Origin of the sequence: Arthrobacter sp. efr-133-TYG-118 (genome assembly GCF_030209755.1) — a bacterium.
In the GTDB taxonomy this organism is placed as follows: domain Bacteria; phylum Actinomycetota; class Actinomycetes; order Actinomycetales; family Micrococcaceae; genus Arthrobacter.
On sequence record NZ_JARVRH010000006.1, the window covers coordinates 191,421 to 207,769 of the forward strand.

Sequence of the window (16,349 nt, forward strand, 5' to 3'; positions counted from 1 at the left end):
TGTACTACGTAGCGGTACGCTCAACCGTCAGCCGTCGAAAGAGGGCGAGGAATGGTATCTGGTTGTGTTGCTCGACAGGTTCAAGAATGCTTTCCGTTACGCGGAAAAATGACGGAGCGATGAGGCGGGAAGAATCGGCACCTTTGGGTGTCACTCGGATGATTTTTCGTCGCTTGTCCGATGGGTGGAGAGCGGACTCCAAGAGCCGCTGCGAACTCATTCGGGACACTAAACCTGCCATTGATGCTTTGTCCAGCGACAGGATCACCGACAGGGAACGTTGATCGAACGGACCGTCCTCCACCAAAACCCTGACAGCAGAATAAGCCAAAGGGGTAACGACAGATCCGATCTCCCTTTTCCATAAAGAGCCGTAGGCTTGCTGGCTGATCCGGATCAGTCGACCAAAGGCCCAGTTCGTTGCAGCGATCGCAAGTCCGTCACTCCATTCCTGAACCTCTTCGAACCCGGACGCAGACGCATCCGGGCGATGGCTGAAGGCGATCAGCCGAAGCTGGGTCAGGAACCAAGTTTGTTCAGTGCCGTTCAGCGGCGAGAGAAAAATCTCATCTGCGTGACGGAGCCGACGTCCATGGCCACGAACAAGCTCCACGGCGTCGGGCGAGGCGAACAAACGCTGACGACGGGCGTCTGAAGAGTCAGGAACCGACGAGATAAACCCTAGTTTGATAAGCCGGCGGACGATTTCTCCGACCGTTGACCGGTCCAGCGCTGACACGTCCGCAACAGCAGTTTGATCCAGACCGGGCACGCGCGAGAGAGCGAGGAGGACCGCAAATTGTGATGGAGTTAGATCGCCCTTGCCGCCAATCGACTGGAACCCTGAATGCAGTTGACGCCCAACGCGGATCAAATGTCCTGGATCAGCGGCGAGGAGTCGAAGCGCATCGCTTTCATGGGGATTCGACCTTTCGACCGCGATTGAATATCGGGCAACTACGTCTGTCACGACGCTAGTCTACGCGGAGGTGTGGACACGGTCTGGCTAGCAACGGTTGGCTTGGCGCCGGACTTCGATTCCAGGCTTCACCCCGCCCCAGCTGGGGCGAAGCAGGTCGTCGATTTCAATGATGCGTATGGCGACACACGTTTAGCGGGACTTGCGGGCACCAGCCGGTGGCTGGCGTGTCTGCGTCAGTAAGAGAGCATGCTCTGGCTAAGCTCTAATCCCAATACTTGGGAGTCCTACCCGCCGGGCGTTGATGTCTGGGGAGTTCGGTGTAAAGCCCTGCTGTCCGCGTCGAACGGGGCGAACCATGCCGGGGTAAACAAGCCGGACAAGTATCTGACGTCCTTGACGGACAGCGTCCGTAAGGACTAGTCACAACGCCGGGTACCCTGTCCTGCGCGGGCCCATGGCGGCTCGTGCCCACAGACCTCTACCCGTTGGTGCCGTTCGATGGTGGACCGTCCATCGAAGATAAGGACTTCCGAAGCGCGTAGGGAATGCCGGGCATTCTGGCTGCTTAAAGTCGGGTGAATGCGAGCCGTGCCCGGATTACGGCTGTGGGCCTGCGGCCCGCGGCCGCTGCGGGACAGGTTCCTGAGGGAAATGCTCCGGACGCGGTCTCGCACGGTCAGCCCACTGGCCTGCTGACGAGGACAGGTGCGCACAGGCCAGCCAACAGCACACCAACACCCCCGGCAGCGACTGACCAGCGGACTCAAAACTCGGTACCGATCCAGCGACCACGGGCGCCCCGATGGCGGTCCCGCCCTGCATGACGCCCATGCACAGGGCCAGGACGCGCCCGCGGAACTGCGGTTCCACCGAGAGCTGGATGCCCGTATTGCAGCTGTTCAGGTATGTCAGGCTGATCAGAATCAGGATCCCCGCGTACAGCCAGAATGAGTGCGCAGCGCTGGTGTGAGACCGGAGGCGAGTTGGCGATTCGCGAGCTAGCTCCAGGTGAACTTCCCATGTATAGCCAACGCTACAACCACGACCGGGAGATGGTTTCTGAAACTAGATTTGTCTCAAGTAGCATTCCTCAGGTGGCACGGAGCTGGCTCCAGGCCGGAGACAGAGCAGCCCAAGGACTTCAGGGCTATATAGGCTCCCAGATAGTACGTCTGACGGTTCCACGGTATGGCGGGCAGATAACCTTTGCTTTTTCAAGCACTAGAGACTACGAGCGCTGGGAAACTTCAGAGGCACGAAATGCCTGGCTGCGCCAGGCAAAGGATCAACAGTTCGTTCGAGGATACCTTTCCGTGTGGGGACTCGAGCCGAACCCAAAGAGCTCAGTACCCCAGCGGGTGTCTTCTCTACCGCGGTGGAAGCAAACCGTCATTATCTACATGTCGTTCCTGCGACTGAGTCTCTCAATGAACTACAGCCTGGCCTCTATCCCCGTTGACTTGTCAACGTGGATGAAGGTGACGGTTTCAGTGGGAATTCTTACCCCCGTGTGACATACATCTTCATACCCGGCTCTGATGGCTCATGGCCAACGGCGGTCAGCTTCAGGAATGGTGTGATCCATTTCCCCGCCGGGTTCTAGAACCTTCTTTTCGGGCGCGTGCCTGTTTTGAAAAGGACCAGACCTGAAAATTTCACGATCTGCTTGGCCAGGAAGACTTACCCGGTCCGCGTGGTGGAGCAACGTCCAGTTCCATAAGCCTCAGCAGTGCGCCTAGGTTAACGAAACCTGGCGGCAACTCCTCGGCCGTCAGCAGCGCAGTGCCCTTGGGGCGCTCTCATCGACTGCAGCGGCCCTTTGGCCGGACCGCCAGTGGGACTTCACCTTGTTGCTTTCCGAACACTATCTTGGCGGGAGAATATCGGAAATTCACCGAGCGTGCAGACTGCATCAATTACCTCGCTGCGGGCGCACTGGGTATTCCCCCCTTCCAGTGGAAACCCATATATGCAGTCAAACCCCTACGACTATGCGACCCGTCAGATGCAGACACTGCAGCTGTGGGTGCTGGGCCATTCCATGCCTGAACCAGCAGTTGTCTTGCGGACTCTGCGGGCATGGCGGCTTTGTCCGCCAGTGGCATTTCTTGGGCTCGGCCTGGGGCAAAGCAGCCTCGGACCTGCCCCGGCCGAGCCTCAGAATCAGGCCATAAGACCCGCGAGGGAGTCCTTGGCGGCGGCGACTGCTTCTGCCGTGATGCCGAACTCCTTGAAGAGGCGCTTGTAGTCTGCCGAGGCGCCGAAGTGCTCGAGGCTGATGGAGCGTCCGGCGTCGCCGACGAATTCCTTCCAGCCCAAGGCCAGGCTGGCCTCGACCGAGACGCGGGCCTTGACCGCGGCCGGGAGCACGGACTCGCGGTATGCGGAGTCCTGCTTGTTGAACCACTCGACGCACGGCATCGAGACGACGCGGGTGGCGATGCCTTCGGCCTGGAGCGCTTCGCGGGCGTTCACCGCGAGCTGGACCTCTGAACCGGTGCCGATCAGGATGACGTCGGCCGGGACCGTGGCGCCGTCCTTCGAAGCCTCTGCCAGGACGTAGCCGCCCTTTGCGACGCCCGCGGTGGAGCCGAAGGTGTCACCCTCGGCAATGCCCTCGCCGCGTGCGTAGGTCGGGATGTTCTGGCGGGTCAGCACGATGCCTGCCGGGTTCTCGTGGTTCTCCAGCATGGTCTTCCACGCTGCGGCGACCTCGTTGGCGTCGCCGGGACGGACAACGTCCAGGCCCGGGATGGCGCGCAGGGTGGACAGCTGTTCCACCGGCTGGTGGGTGGGTCCGTCTTCGCCCAGGCCGATCGAGTCATGCGACCACACATAGATGGACGGGACGCCCATGAGGGCGCCGAGGCGGATGGCCGGCTTCTGGTAGTCACTGAAGATCAGGAACGTGCCGGAGAACGCCCGGGTCCGGCCGTGCAGCGAGATGCCGTTCACGATCGACGCCGCGGCGTGCTCGCGGATACCGAAGTGCAGCACCCGGCCGTACGGGTTGCCCTTCCAGGCGCCGGTGGAGCGCGAGGCCGGAATGAACGACGGTGAACCCTCGATGGTGGTGTTGTTGGACTCGGCGAGGTCGGCCGAACCGCCCCACAGTTCCGGAAGGACCGGGCCGATCGCGTTCAGGACCTTGCCGGACGCGGCGCGGGTGGAAACTTCCTTGCCCGCTTCGAACACCGGCAGGACGGCGTCGAGCTCGACAGGAAGCTTCTTGGCCTCGATCCGCTCAAGCAGTGCAGCGCCCTCCGGGTTGGCGGTCTGCCATGCCTCGAAGGATGCCTGCCATTCGCTGCGCTCGGCTGCGCCGCGTTCGACGACGGCACGGGCGTGTGCCAGGACGTCCTCGTCCACTTCGAAGGACTTGGCCGGGTCGAAGCCCAGGACTTCCTTGAGCCCGGCGACTTCCTCGGCGCCGAGGGCGGAACCGTGGATCTTGCCGGTGTTCTGCTTCTTGGGGGCGGGGTAGCCGATGATGGTGCGCAGCGAGATGATCGACGGCTTGGACGTCTCGGCCTTCGCGGCGAGCAGGGCGCTGTAGAGTTCCTGGACGTCTTCGACGTATTCGCCGGTCGGGTTGCTTTCGCTGGGGCGGGTCCAGTCCACGCGCTGGGTGTGCCAGCCGTAGGCTTCGTAGCGCTTGAGCACGTCTTCGGTGAACGCGATGTCGGTGTCGTCTTCGATGGAGATGTGGTTCTCGTCGTAGATCACCACGAGGTTGCCCAGTTCCTGGTGCCCGGCCAGGGAGGAAGCTTCCGAGGTGACGCCTTCCTGGAGGTCGCCGTCGGAGGCGATGACCCAGATGGTGTGGTCGAACGGGCTCTCGCCGGCGGGGGCATCGGCGTCGAACAGGCCGCGTTGGCGGCGCTGCGAGTAGGCGAAGCCCACCGAGGAGGCCAGGCCCTGGCCCAACGGGCCGGTGGTGATCTCGACGCCGGCGGTGTGCTTGTACTCCGGGTGGCCGGGGGTCAGCGAACCCCAGGTGCGCAGGGCCTCGAGGTCCTTCAGTTCCAGGCCGTAGCCGGAAAGGAACAGCTGGATGTACAGGGTCAGCGAGGTGTGTCCGGGGGAGAGGACGAACCGGTCACGGCCGATCCAGTCCGGGTGCTTCGGGTCGTGGCGCATCAGCTTCTGGAACAGCAGGTAGGCGGCCGGGGCAAGGCTCATGGCCGTACCAGGGTGACCGTTGCCGACCTTCTCGACGGCGTCAGCGGCCAAAACGCGGACGGTGTCCACGGCGCGCTGGTCCAGGCTTGTCCAAGTCAGTTCTTGCTCTTCCAAATGTGGCACGTAAACCGAGCCCCTCTCTTGGTGTCTTTCAATGATTCTGGGTATGACGGCAGACAGGAGCGGCCCGCGGTGCGGGAACGCTCCTGTCTGGTGGGCGTTTGTCAGACGGTGGTGAAGCCGCCATCGATGAGGACGTTGCTGCCGGTGATCATGGCGGCGTTGTCACTTGCCAGGTACCCGATGAGCGAGGCGACCTCCTCGGGCTGGGCGAAGCGGCCCACAGGGATTTCCCGCTTGGCCTTTTCGCCTTTTTCTCCGGCCCAGGCCTTCTTGCCGAGCGGGGTTTCCACCACGGTGGGGGAGACGGCGTTGACCGTGACACCCTTGGGGGCCCATTCGAGCGAGAGCACGTGGGTGAGGCCGACGATCGCTGCCTTGGAAGCGCAGTAGGCGGCGTGCTGGTCCAGGCCGATGACGGCGGCCTGGGAGGCGAGGTTGATGATGCGCCCGTATCCGGCGTCGACCATGACGCGGCCTGCCGCCTGGGCCATGTAGAAGCTGGCGCTGAGGTTGATGTCGATCGTTGCCTGCCAGCGCGCCGCCGGCACGTCGACGGCGGCATCGAGCAGGGCGACGCCGGCTGAGTTGACCAGGATGTGCGGCACACCGGCGACGCGAATGGTTTCTTCGACGATCTCGCCGGCGGCTTCGGGTGCGGTCAGGTTGCGGGCAATGCCGTGGTGGCCCTTGCCGGGGAGCTCTGCCATGAGGGCCCCGACACTGTCGGAGAGGTCGACGCCGATAACCCGGGCGCCGCGGGATGCGAGGTGGTGGGCGACGGTGTAGCCGATGCCGCTTGCGGCGCCCGTGATGATGGCAATTTTGCCCTCGAATTGCTGTTCCATTGTTCTATCCTTCGTAGGCGCAGATGTCCTGGACTTTTTCGGCCGAGGCACTGCTGGTGTCGAATTCGTAAGTGAGCCATTCCTTGGCGAGGCGGCGGGCCAGTTCCAGGCCCACGACGCGTTGGCCGAAGCAGAGGACCTGGGCGTTGTTGCTCAGGACGCTCCGCTCGACAGAGAAGGAATCATGGGCAGTGACTGCGCGGATCCCTTTGACCTTGTTCGCGGCGATGGCGACTCCCAGCCCGGTGCCGCAGACAAGCAGTGCCCGGTCCGCATCACCGGAGGCGACGATGCGGGCGGCTTCGACGGCGATGTGCGGGTAGGCGGTGTGCCCGTCGGTGTCAACGCCGACGTCCACAACGGAAGCGACAAGGCCGTTGGCGGCGAGGTCCTTCTTCAGGGCCTCTTTGTAGTCGAATCCTGCGTCATCGCTTCCGACGACGATTCTCAGACCGGCGGTCATGACTGGGTCCTTTCAGTGGCAGGGGCGAGGGCTTCAAGGGCGGTGACGATCATTCCGAAGGACGTCGCGCCCGCATCGGGTGTGCCGATGCTCTTTTCGGCCAGCGGGCGTGCCCGACCCAGCTTTGGTGTCAAGGATGCTGTGGCCGCTGCAGCCGCGGATGCTTCGGCCGCTGCGGAAGCCCACGCGGCGGCGGGGTCCTTGCCGCTCATCAGGGCGAGCTCGAGGCCGTCGACGAACGGCAACATGGCGTCGACGATCGTCTTGTCACCTGGTTTGGCCCGGCCAAGGTCGGTGATGGCGGTCGAGAAGGCATGGACGGCCGTTGCGATCACGCCCCGGTCAAAGCTGGTGCCTTGATCGTCGATGGCCGCTGCCGCGCTTTCCAGCCCGGCTCCCCACAACACCCCTGAGGTGCCCCCTGCCGCGGCCGCCCATGCTTGCCCGGCCTTGCGGAGGATGTAGGAAGGGCCCGCGGTGGTGGCTTTGGCGGCCCTCTCGGCCGAGGCCAGCGCTGCGTCGGCGCCCTTCACCATGCCCCGGCCGTGGTCGCCGTCGCCGGCTACCGCGTCAATGCGCCCAAGCTCGGTCTCGTTGGCGTGCATGGTCGAGGCCAACACGCGCAAACCATCCAGGACTAGCGTGGCCACCGGGACGGCGGCTGGGCTCGGGACCGGAATGGAGTCGAGCTCTTCTGCCTCGTCAATGTGTCGGACGGCCGGTCGCAGCCCCCGCAACGCGGATTTCTGCTTCCGGTAGGCCGGGGTATAGGTCTCGGCACTCCACAGCCATTCGAGTTCCTTGTCCAGCCACATGAGGGTGAGCGAGATACCGCCCATGTCGAGGCTGGTCACGAGCTCCCCGACCTCGGGTTCGACGATTTCCAGGCCCGCCTCGCGGAGCAACGGTGCCACGGAATTCCACACCAGGAACAGTTCTTCGTATTTCGTGGTGCCCAATCCATTCAGGATCACGGCCACACGGGACGAAGCCCTGGCAGGGGCCTGGTTGAGCAGGTCGCCGACAAGGAGCCTGGCCAGCTCCTCAGCGGTTCCAAGGACTTCGTCACGGATCCCCGGCTCGCCGTGGATGCCGAGACCGACGCCCATGTGGTTTTCCGGGACAGTGAAGAGCGGTGCGTCGGCGCCGGGCATGGTGCAGCCGGAGAAGGCGACGCCGAAACTGCGGGTGGCGGCGTTGGCGGCGCGTCCGATGCGTTCTACTTCGTCCAGATCCAGGCCCGCGGCAGCCGCGGCACCAAGTGCTTTGAAGACGGTGAAGTCCCCGGCGATGCCCCGGCGCTCGGATTCGATAGGGGATGAGGCGATGTCGTCGGTGACCACGACGATGCGGGTGTCGATGCCTTCCTTACGGAGGCGCTCGGCGGCGATGCCGAAGTTCATGTTGTCGCCGGCGTAGTTGCCGAACGTGAGGATGACGCCTTTGCCCTGGTCGGCGGCTTTGGCCACCGAGTAGACCTGGGCGGCGCTGGGGGAGGTGAAGATGTTGCCGACGACGGCCGCGGTTGCGAATCCGGGACCCACGATTCCGCAGAAGGCCGGGTAGTGCCCGGAGCCGCCTCCGACGACGACTGCGACCTGCGGGGTTTCGGATCGGTGGGCGACGGCGCCGCCCGGCACGCCGCGGAGGCGGTCGGAGTAAAGGTCGAGGAATCCGCTGAACTGGTCTTCAGCGAACTCGGAGGGGTCATTGAACAAGACAGTCATTGTGGTGCTCCGGTCGGGAATACGTGGTGGTTGGGGCGGACAGGCTGCCCGGGCGGCGCCCGGGCAGCCGGTGGCCGGCTACTTCTTTTGGCCCGGAAGGCCTTCGTAGGCGATGTTGCCGCCCTGGAGGTTGTCGTTGATGAGTGCGGGGAGGTTCTTCAGGAAGGCGTCCTTGTCGGTCACGACGTTTTTGAAGGCGTCGTTGACGTTGGCGGCGGTGATGGCAGGCATCGTGTAGACAGGCTTCTTGTTGACGCTCTCGCCGCGCACGATTTTCGCGGCGACTGCGAGGCCGGCGGCAAGCTCCACCGTGCCGTGCTGCAGGGAGGTGCCGATCATGTCGCCGGACTGCACGGCCTTGAGTCCGTCCTCGATGCCGTCGATGCCGACGACCGGCGTGCCTTTTACCCCGGCTTCGCGGAGGGCCTGGATGGCACCCAGGGCCATGTCGTCGTTCTGGGAGATGACGCCGTTGATGTCGCCCTTGAACGCGGAGACCCAGTTGCTCATCTTGTTGACGGCCTGGTCGCGCTTCCAGTTGGCGGTGTCCTTGGCCAGGACCTTGATGCCGGGGTTCTTGTCGAGCACGTTCTGGATGCCCTTACCGCGGCCGATCTGCGGTGAGGATCCGAGCGGACCTTCAAGCACGACGATGTTGCCCTTGCCGCCGAGCTTGTTGACCATCATGGTCGCTTCCTGCTCTCCCGCGGCGACGTCGTCGGGCTGGACGCTGGCAGTCAGGTCCGCGCCGGACAGGGCGGTGTTGACGTCGAGGACTGGAATCCCGGCAGCCTTTGCCGCGGCTACCTGGGGCTGGAGTGAGTCCGCCTGCACAGGGACGATGATGATCGCGCTGACCTTGCTGTTGACGTACTGCTGCATCTGGTTGGCCTGAGTGGAGACGTCTCCGCCTGCCGAGTTCCATTGCAGGTTGATGTGGTTGGCCTTGGCATAGGCCTCCATGCCTTCCTTGCCTTGGGTGATGAAGGAGGACATGTCGTAGACCGTCACTCCGATGGTGATGTTGTCGTTGCCGGCGCTTGGGTCACCTGCGCCGCAGGCGGTGAGGCCAAGGGCGGCGACGGCGGCAATCGCCGTGCCTGTGAGCAGCTTCTTCGTCGTTGAGGATGCCTTTTTCATTATCTTCCTTCACATATGGGTTGGGGAGTGCGGATGGTTGGTTGGGATGTGGTGGTCAGGATGTAATGGTCAGCGGCGGCCGCGGCGGGCAGCCCAGACATCGACACCGACGGCGGCGACGATGATGACGCCCTTGATGACGTTCTGCCAGTAGGCGGGGACGAGGAGGAGGTCGAGTCCGTTGTTGATGGTCTGGATCAGGAGGAGCCCGATCGCGGTGCCCCACACGGTGCCCCTGCCGCCCATGAGGCTGGCGCCTCCGATGACCACGGCAGCGATGGCGTCGAGTTCGTAGCCTTGGCCGAGGTTGGGGGCACCGGTGATGACGCGGGAGGCGAGCATCAGTCCGGAGAGCCCGGCGAGCAGGCCGCTGATGGCGTAGACGCTGAACAGGATGCGGCGCGAGCGGACGCCCGCGATTTCGGCGGCGAGCCTGTTGCCGCCAATCGCGTAGACGCGCAGCCCGTAGTTTGTTCGTTTCATGACGAAGGCTAGGCCAAGGATGGCGACGATCATGAGGACGACCGGGAGCGTCAGGCCCAGGACCTGGGTGTTGGCAAAGAGGCCGAAGCTGGCGGGCAGGCCGTTGATGGGTGCGCCGTCGCCGATGACGTAGGCGAAGCCGGATGCCAGGGTCAGCATTCCCAGGGTGGTGATGAAGGGCGGGACTCCGAGCTGGCTGACGATGAACCCGTTGATGCTGCCGGCGAAGAGGCCGGCGGCCACGGCGGCCACGAGGGGCAACAGCAGGTTGTCCCCTGCGTTCTTCGCGGTCCAGGCCGCGGCCATGGCACTGACGGCCATGACGCTGCCGACGGAGAGATCAATGCCTCCGGTCAGGATGACAAGGGTCTGCCCCAATGCAATAAGGGCGAAGGGTGCTGCCGCGATGAGGATGTTGGTGAGGTTGTCGGGAGTGGCGAAGCGTGCGCTGCGGTACGCGAAGAACCCGACGATGAGCAGCATCACGACGACCATGATGTGGCGGACGAGGAAGTTCCCTGCGAGTTTTTTCCAGTTGCTGCGCTGCAGGGCCGCGGGGGCGGTGGCTGTGGTGTTCATGGGGTGGTGTCTTTCAGAGGTTCGGCCCGGAGTCCGGAGGCGAGTCGGAAAATGGTGTCCTGGACGTCAGGGGAGTCGAGTTGTTCGCGGTCGAGTTCGCCGACGACACCGAGCTCGCGCATGATGAGGGCGCGATGGGAGAGACTGAGAATCTCGGGCATATCGCTGGATGCCATGACGACGGCCATGCCGGCGGAGGACAGTTCGGTGATGATGCGATAGATTTCGCTGCGCGCGCCGACGTCGACCCCGCGGGTCGGCTCGTCGAGCAGCAAAGCGTCTACCTGGCCGGTGAGCCAGCGGCCGAAAACGACCTTCTGCTGGTTGCCCCCGGAGAGGTTTTCCAGGTGCTGGTCCAGGCCGCTGCTTTTCAGGCGCATGGATTTCATGACCTCGGAAATCGCTGAGCGCTGTTTCCGGCGGCTGAGGACGCCGAACCGGGAGAACGCCGCGATCCTCGGCAGGGTGGCGTTGTCCAGGATGCTCATGGAGAGGATGGCGCCGGCGCCTTTGCGGTCTTCGGGGACAATGGCCAGGTTCCGGGCGATGGAGTCCTGCGGGGATCCTGCCTTGAGCACCGAGCCGGAGAGTGTCACGGTGCCCGAGTGGGGTTTGCGGATACCGTAGATGCACTCGATGAGTTCGGTACGTCCGGCACCGACGAGCCCTGCGAGGCCGAGGATTTCTCCTTTCCTGACGGTGATGTTGATGGGTGTGGCGCCGACGGTGATGACCAGGTCTTTGACTTCAAGGACGACGTCGTTGCCTGCGTCCGGGCGTTCGGGGAAGAGCTGGTCGAGCTCGCGTCCGATCATGGCGGTGACGATCCCGTCGTCGGAAATATCCGCCAACGGGGTGTCGCTGACCAGGGTGCCGTCGCGCAGGACCACGACCCGGTCGGCCATGGCACGGATTTCTTCCATCTTGTGGGTCGTGAAGAGGATGGCGACGCCCTGGTCCCGGAGCGAGCGGACAATCGTTGCCAGCCGTGCGACTTCGCGCTCGGCGATGGCACTGGTGGGTTCGTCCAGCAGGAGGACCCGGGCTCCGCGGTGGGTTGCTTTGATAATTTCGATGATTTGCCGGATACCCACCGGCAATTCGCGCATCCGGGTCTTGGGATCTGTGTCCAGACCGAATTCCTTGAGGTAGCCCTTGGCGGCCTTGACCATGGCCGCGCGGTCCAAGGTTCCCAGCCGGGTCTTGACCTCCCGTCCGATGAAGAGGTTCTCGTAGACCATCATTTCCGGGATCGATGCGAGTTCCTGGGGCACGATGGCGACGCCAAGTTCGTAGGCGGCCTGCGTGTTTCCGCTGACCAGGTCCTGGCCCCTGACCTGCACGCTGCCATCGATGGGGCGGTACTGGCCGGAGGCAATTTTCATCAACGTGGACTTGCCTGCACCGTTTTCTCCGGCAAGGGCGGTAACAGTACCTGGTTCCAAGGAGAACGTGATTCCGCGGAGGACCGGGATGCCTCCGAATGACATGGTGATGCCCGAACACTCGAGCATGGGGACGACTTGGTTGCTGTCGTCTGAGCGGACGGTCGACACGTGTATCGAGCTCCTTTGCATTGCCGTCTCAGCGGCCACCAAACGGTGGCGAGAAATGACTATACGCTGGCAGTGCGCATTATTTAATACCCTCGGCTCATATGAGCAAAATGGACATTAAATGGGTCTGGTGCTCATCTGAGCATCCGTGTAGACTCGTGCGGAGACGAGAGTTACTACTGCGGAGGTGTGCATGGCACAGGCGCCAGGGCCAGGCAGGCAGGTGCAGATCGCGCATATCGCTACGCAGCACTACCTGCAGAACAAGACCCGAATCGAGATCGCCAACGAAACCGGCCTCAGCCGTTTCAAGGTCGCACGTCTGCTCGATGAGGCCGTCAGCACCGGAATCGTCCGGATCGACATTCAAAGCCCCTCCGGTGTGAGGCTTGATCTGTCGGTGCAGCTGGCGGAGCGCTTTAAACTCGGCCACTCCGTGGTCGTTGACGTTCCCTCTGACGATGAGCAGGTCCTGCAGGCCCGCCTGGGCTCCACCGTGGGGGACCTGCTCAGCGAAATCCTGACAGACGACGACATTCTTGGGCTGACGTCCGGCCGGACGCTCAGCGCGATGGCTCGCTCGCTGACCACACTGCCCAAATGCGGGGTGGTTCAGCTTGCCGGCGTGGCCGGACCCATACAGGAAACGGGGCTGGAAATCATGCGGCGCGTCAGCAGCCTCGCTGGAGTCCGGCCCTGGACCATCTATTCGCCCCTGGTCATCAGCGACGCCCAAGCCGCCCTCGGGGTGCGCCGGCAGCCCGACACGGCCCAAACCTTTGATCAATTTCCCCGCGTCACCGTGGCCGTCGGAGCCGTCGGCTCCTGGCAGCCGGAGAACTCCCAAATGATGAAGAACCGTGCACTGAGCGAAGAGGACCGGACGAAACTGCTGGAGCGAGGTGTGGTTGCAGAATTTGGTGCCACGCTGATAGCGGACTCAGGCGAAGTCATCCATGACATCGATGACCGCTGCATCGCGATCACGGAAGCGGGATGGAGGGCAATCCCCGCCGTCATCGCCGCCGCCGGCGGTCCATCGAAGACCCGGGCAATCCGTGCGCTCCTGGCCTCCGGGCTTATTCAGGGCCTGGTGACAGACAGTGCCACCGCTGCAAGACTCCTCGGAGGCTAGGAATGGCGCGGCCCGTCCTCGTCGCTGGCGTCGATTCGTCAACGCAAAGCTGTAAACACATCACCGTCGATGCTGCCACGGGGGAGGTCCTTCGCTCGACGGCACTGCCGCACCCCGACGGTACGGCTGTCGATCCGCGGCGCTGGTGGGATGCCTTCGAGGGAGTCGGTGCGACCAGACTTCAGGGCATCGCCGCCGTCGCCGTCAGTGCTCAACAGCATTCCACCATCGTCCTCGGCTCCGATGACCAGCCCGTCCATGATGCCATCCTTTGGAACGACCATCGGGCAACGCAATCGGCGTTGGATCTGCGCCACGAATACGGTCAGGACCGCTGGCTCCGCGAACTGGGAATGGTTCCGACCGCGGCGCACCCCGTATCCAAACTGCGCTGGCTTTCGCATCACGAACCAGAGGCTGCAAACAGGATCCGGCGCGTGATGATCCCTCACGACTGGCTCACGTGGGGTTTGCTCGGACAACAGGGCGAACCGATGACGGACCGCTCCGACGCGTCCGGAACGGGCTACTGGTCCTCATCTGACGCAGAGTACCGCGACGAACTCATCCAGCTGGCCCTGGGCAGGGGCCTCAAAGTCCCGAAGGTGCTTGGTCCGGCAGACCGGGCGGGCATCACCTCGCGCGGGGTGGTGGTGGGCGCAGGGTGCGGTGACAACGCTGCTGCGATCCTTGGGCTCGGGGCGGAACGCGGGGAAGCCGTCGTCTCCATCGGCACCAGCATGACCGTGTCCATGGTGGAGGACAGCCACGTTCACGACCCTTCATGCCATGTCGCCGACATGGCCAGCGCCTCCGGCGGGCAATTGCCGCTGGTCGCCACGCTCAACGGCGCCAGAACCCTGATTGCGATGGCGGCCATGCTCCGGCTGAGCCTGGGTGAGATGGACGTCCTGTCCTCTGAAGCTCCACCGGATGCGGGCGGAATATGCTTCGTTCCGTATCTGGACGGCGAGAGGAAACCGCTGCTGCCCGAATCACAAGGCGCGCTGACCGGTCTGACCCGCCGGTCCATGACCCCGGAAAACCTGGCGCGGGCAGGGATTCTGGGCCTGGCATGCGCGATAGCAGACGCAGTTGAGGACCTCACTGGCGCCGGTTTGGTAGTTGACACCGTGACCCTCATCGGAGGCGGCTCAAAATCCAAATCACTTCGTCAGGCGGTCTCAGACCTCACCGGTAGAACCGTAGGATGGCCGGAGCCGCGGGAATACGCAGCATTGGGGGCAGCGAAGCAAGCGGCATGGGCACTCACAGGAGAGTTGCCTCAATGGGACCGACCCAGCTACACGCTGATACAACCGTCCCCGTCGCGTGAATGGGTGCCAGCCGTCCGTGCCAGATATTCAGTCGCTTCGGAAAAGATATTCGGCGCCGAACTTCATTAAGAATTCGGCGTACTACGAAATCACACCGTAAGGCGTGGGAGTCACCCTGAAGTCCTTGTTGTGCGCCAACTGTTCAGTTGGGATTGCTTCGGGGATACGCCCGATAGTTGACCACCGATCAGCACGGCCAGATGCAGTCTGACGCGTTCAGCGAAGCAGGCGTGAGGCGAGAGCACATCTACTTCGACCAGTTTTCCGGGACGAAACTGGCCCAGGAGCGCCCGCCTACGAGCAAGCTGCTCGGCTACAACGCCTCGGGCTATCCCCAGCGCCGCCATCGATTCGGAGACCGGATGCAGGCCACCCGGGGCGGTCGCTTGGTTGGGCGGCTTAGTTTGGCCGTGGGTTCTTGAGAAGGTGGATGCTGAGGACCTCACTGGTGTCGCGCCTTGTGACCGTGATCCCGTCACCGACAATGTCCAGGAAAAGGATGGCCCTTTCGCCTACCTTGAGTTTCCCGATGCCCAGCAGGAGAATCTTCTGGATGTCCCTCCTGAGAACCGACACGCCTGCCATTCGGTAAGCGGCTTCTGGGTCTTGGTCCGCTGGCAGGCGCGTGAGGCTTGGGGAGTCGCCGAGGGCGATCCGGTAGAGGGAACCTGTCGATGTGCGGAAGGCAAACGTTCCGGTGTCTGCGCCCGTCAGTTCCTCGATCAGCATGGCCTGATTCTACGTCGGAAGAGCACGCCGCCGTCCCGTGCATGGTCGCACACGGAGGCTGACCAAAGCAGCAGCCCAGAGAATGCGTGGATCGCCGGTACTCTCGCGCCTTGTGAGTGTCGATGCGCGGTACCACATTGGTACGATGGTCGGTATGGCAATGAATCTCCGTGTTCCCGAAGACCTCGATCGAAGGCTTGAGCAGCTGGCTGCCGAGGAGCATACGTCCAAGTCCGCACTTCTGCTTCAGGGGGCCGAGCTGGTCCTGCAGCGTCATGCCCGCCGTCGCGAGATCAGCGAGGGTCTGGACTTTGTGATGAGTCATGACGCTGAGCTTCTCACTCGTCTTGAGGACGCGTGACCGCGTACCTGGACATTGAGGACGCAATCCAGGTGGTCGACCGGTACGGATTCCATATCCGCGACGTCGGACTGCTCGCCTCGGCCTTGGCCCGGCCGGCGACAACCGTTATGGGTGCTGAAGCCTATCCCGACCTGGCCATGAAAGCGGCGGCGCTCCTTGAATCTGTTGCCCGCTTCCATCCGCTTATCGACGGCAACAAACGCACCGCTTGGACGTTGATGGTGCTGCTGTTATGGATCAACGACTACCGTCATGACTTCACGACTGAGGAGGGGGTCGATCTCGTCGTCGGGGTGGCTGCCGGGGCTATTGAGTTGCGGGATTCGTCGGCGCTGATTTCCGGTCATCTGGTCCGACGTTAGGCCCGCCTGGACGGTCAGAAAGGGGGTGTGCACAATGTGCACACTCTTGCCGTCGGACTGGGCCGTACCGGGGCCGGACCGGGCCGTACTCGGGATGTTTTCGGGACTTCCTCGTGATGCTCCTATGGTTGTCAATTCGTTTTTTGAGTGCCCTGCTCCTCGAGCCATTTCCTGTAGCTTGTTGCGAGGTCGTCGTTGCGCATGAGGCCTCGTTCGATGCGGGAGATAACGGAGGGCCATTGGCTGAGTTCGCCGGCGACCGCATTGACGGTCAACCCGAGGCTTTTGCGTTTCTGGCGTAGGTCGGTGATGCCTGGTGCCGGTACCGGGTTGAGTATCTGTCGGGTTATTTCACGGGATACGTAGCGTTTGAGGCAACGCATGATGTCCCGCTTGCTTTTT

At 63.3% G+C, this 16,349-nt stretch carries 15 protein-coding genes; 5 read left to right on the forward strand and 10 right to left on the reverse strand.

The features are described 5' to 3' along the window. Positions 1 to 4 precede the first annotated feature (4 nt). The 8 genes from QRN59_RS05985 to QRN59_RS06020 form a co-directional block, all read right to left on the reverse strand. Positions 5 to 970, reverse strand: coding sequence for a MarR family winged helix-turn-helix transcriptional regulator (locus QRN59_RS05985; protein WP_284981584.1), 966 nt, complete (start codon positions 968 to 970; stop codon positions 5 to 7). 2,115 nt (positions 971 to 3,085) lie between these two features. Next, positions 3,086 to 5,218, reverse strand: coding sequence for a transketolase (gene tkt / locus QRN59_RS05990; RefSeq protein ID WP_284981604.1), 2,133 nt, complete (start codon positions 5,216 to 5,218; stop codon positions 3,086 to 3,088). 110 nt (positions 5,219 to 5,328) lie between these two features. Beyond that, the gene (locus QRN59_RS05995) at positions 5,329 to 6,072 is read right to left on the reverse strand and encodes a GolD/DthD family dehydrogenase (RefSeq protein ID WP_284981585.1); all 744 of its coding nucleotides are present in this window, start codon (positions 6,070 to 6,072) and stop codon (positions 5,329 to 5,331) included. A gap of 4 nt (positions 6,073 to 6,076) precedes the next feature. After that, positions 6,077 to 6,535: a ribose-5-phosphate isomerase gene (locus QRN59_RS06000; protein ID WP_284981586.1), complete on the reverse strand. Its 459-nt coding sequence runs from the start codon at positions 6,533 to 6,535 to the stop codon at positions 6,077 to 6,079. Further along, positions 6,532 to 8,262 (reverse strand): dihydroxyacetone kinase family protein, encoded by a 1,731-nt coding sequence (locus QRN59_RS06005; protein WP_284981587.1) that lies wholly within the window; start codon positions 8,260 to 8,262, stop codon positions 6,532 to 6,534. Before QRN59_RS06005 ends, QRN59_RS06000 begins: the two co-directional genes overlap by 4 nt. A 78-nt stretch (positions 8,263 to 8,340) precedes the next feature. Continuing rightward, the gene (locus QRN59_RS06010) at positions 8,341 to 9,402 is read right to left on the reverse strand and encodes a substrate-binding domain-containing protein (protein ID WP_284981588.1); all 1,062 of its coding nucleotides are present in this window, start codon (positions 9,400 to 9,402) and stop codon (positions 8,341 to 8,343) included. A 69-nt stretch (positions 9,403 to 9,471) separates the two neighbouring features. Further along, positions 9,472 to 10,464, reverse strand: coding sequence for an ABC transporter permease (locus QRN59_RS06015; protein WP_284981589.1), 993 nt, complete (start codon positions 10,462 to 10,464; stop codon positions 9,472 to 9,474). After that, entirely contained in the window at positions 10,461 to 12,020 is a 1,560-nt protein-coding gene (locus tag QRN59_RS06020) for a sugar ABC transporter ATP-binding protein (protein WP_284981590.1), read from the reverse strand. The genes QRN59_RS06015 and QRN59_RS06020 overlap by 4 nt, the downstream gene beginning before the upstream one ends. A gap of 193 nt (positions 12,021 to 12,213) precedes the next feature. Between QRN59_RS06020 and QRN59_RS06025 the strand changes: the two genes are divergently transcribed. From QRN59_RS06025 to QRN59_RS06035, 3 genes are all read left to right on the forward strand, one after another. Continuing rightward, complete coding sequence (locus QRN59_RS06025; RefSeq protein ID WP_284981591.1) at positions 12,214 to 13,155, forward strand: sugar-binding transcriptional regulator; 942 nt, start codon at positions 12,214 to 12,216, stop codon at positions 13,153 to 13,155. 2 nt (positions 13,156 to 13,157) lie between these two features. Continuing rightward, complete coding sequence (locus tag QRN59_RS06030; protein ID WP_284981592.1) at positions 13,158 to 14,561, forward strand: xylulokinase; 1,404 nt, start codon at positions 13,158 to 13,160, stop codon at positions 14,559 to 14,561. Between the two features lie 107 nt (positions 14,562 to 14,668). Beyond that, entirely contained in the window at positions 14,669 to 14,914 is a 246-nt protein-coding gene (locus QRN59_RS06035) for a hypothetical protein (protein WP_284981593.1), read from the forward strand. Here the strand turns inward: QRN59_RS06035 and QRN59_RS06040 are convergent. After that, positions 14,892 to 15,221 carry a hypothetical protein gene (locus QRN59_RS06040; RefSeq protein ID WP_284981594.1) on the reverse strand — a complete coding sequence of 110 codons (330 nt, stop codon included), beginning with the start codon at positions 15,219 to 15,221 and terminating at the stop codon, positions 14,892 to 14,894. The two genes, QRN59_RS06035 and QRN59_RS06040, sit on opposite strands and share 23 nt — an antisense overlap. A 154-nt stretch (positions 15,222 to 15,375) precedes the next feature. Between QRN59_RS06040 and QRN59_RS06045 the strand changes: the two genes are divergently transcribed. Next, positions 15,376 to 15,582, forward strand: coding sequence for a ribbon-helix-helix protein, CopG family (locus QRN59_RS06045; RefSeq protein WP_253182752.1), 207 nt, complete (start codon positions 15,376 to 15,378; stop codon positions 15,580 to 15,582). Then, complete coding sequence (locus tag QRN59_RS06050) at positions 15,579 to 15,947, forward strand: type II toxin-antitoxin system death-on-curing family toxin (protein WP_284981595.1); 369 nt, start codon at positions 15,579 to 15,581, stop codon at positions 15,945 to 15,947. The genes QRN59_RS06045 and QRN59_RS06050 overlap by 4 nt, the downstream gene beginning before the upstream one ends. 131 nt (positions 15,948 to 16,078) lie before the next feature. Here the strand turns inward: QRN59_RS06050 and QRN59_RS06055 are convergent. Then, on the reverse strand, positions 16,079 to 16,349 hold a 271-nt coding region (locus tag QRN59_RS06055), incomplete at its 5' end, for a helix-turn-helix domain-containing protein (protein ID WP_284981596.1).

Bases quoted from the DNA above. Each gene is read 5' to 3' on its own strand.
- QRN59_RS05995 (WP_284981585.1), bottom strand. From the start codon at position 6,072: ATGGAACAGCAATTCGAGGGCAAAATTGCCATCATCACGGGCGCCGCA.
- QRN59_RS06000 (WP_284981586.1), bottom strand. From the start codon at position 6,535: ATGACCGCCGGTCTGAGAATCGTCGTCGGAAGCGATGACGCAGGATTC.
- QRN59_RS06005 (WP_284981587.1), bottom strand. From the start codon at position 8,262: ATGACTGTCTTGTTCAATGACCCCTCCGAGTTCGCTGAAGACCAGTTC.
- QRN59_RS06010 (WP_284981588.1), bottom strand. From the start codon at position 9,402: ATGAAAAAGGCATCCTCAACGACGAAGAAGCTGCTCACAGGCACGGCG.
- QRN59_RS06015 (WP_284981589.1), bottom strand. From the start codon at position 10,464: ATGAACACCACAGCCACCGCCCCCGCGGCCCTGCAGCGCAGCAACTGG.
- QRN59_RS06025 (WP_284981591.1), top strand. From the start codon at position 12,214: ATGGCACAGGCGCCAGGGCCAGGCAGGCAGGTGCAGATCGCGCATATC.
- QRN59_RS06030 (WP_284981592.1), top strand. From the start codon at position 13,158: ATGGCGCGGCCCGTCCTCGTCGCTGGCGTCGATTCGTCAACGCAAAGC.
- QRN59_RS06040 (WP_284981594.1), bottom strand. From the start codon at position 15,221: ATGCTGATCGAGGAACTGACGGGCGCAGACACCGGAACGTTTGCCTTC.
- QRN59_RS06045 (WP_253182752.1), top strand. From the start codon at position 15,376: ATGGCAATGAATCTCCGTGTTCCCGAAGACCTCGATCGAAGGCTTGAG.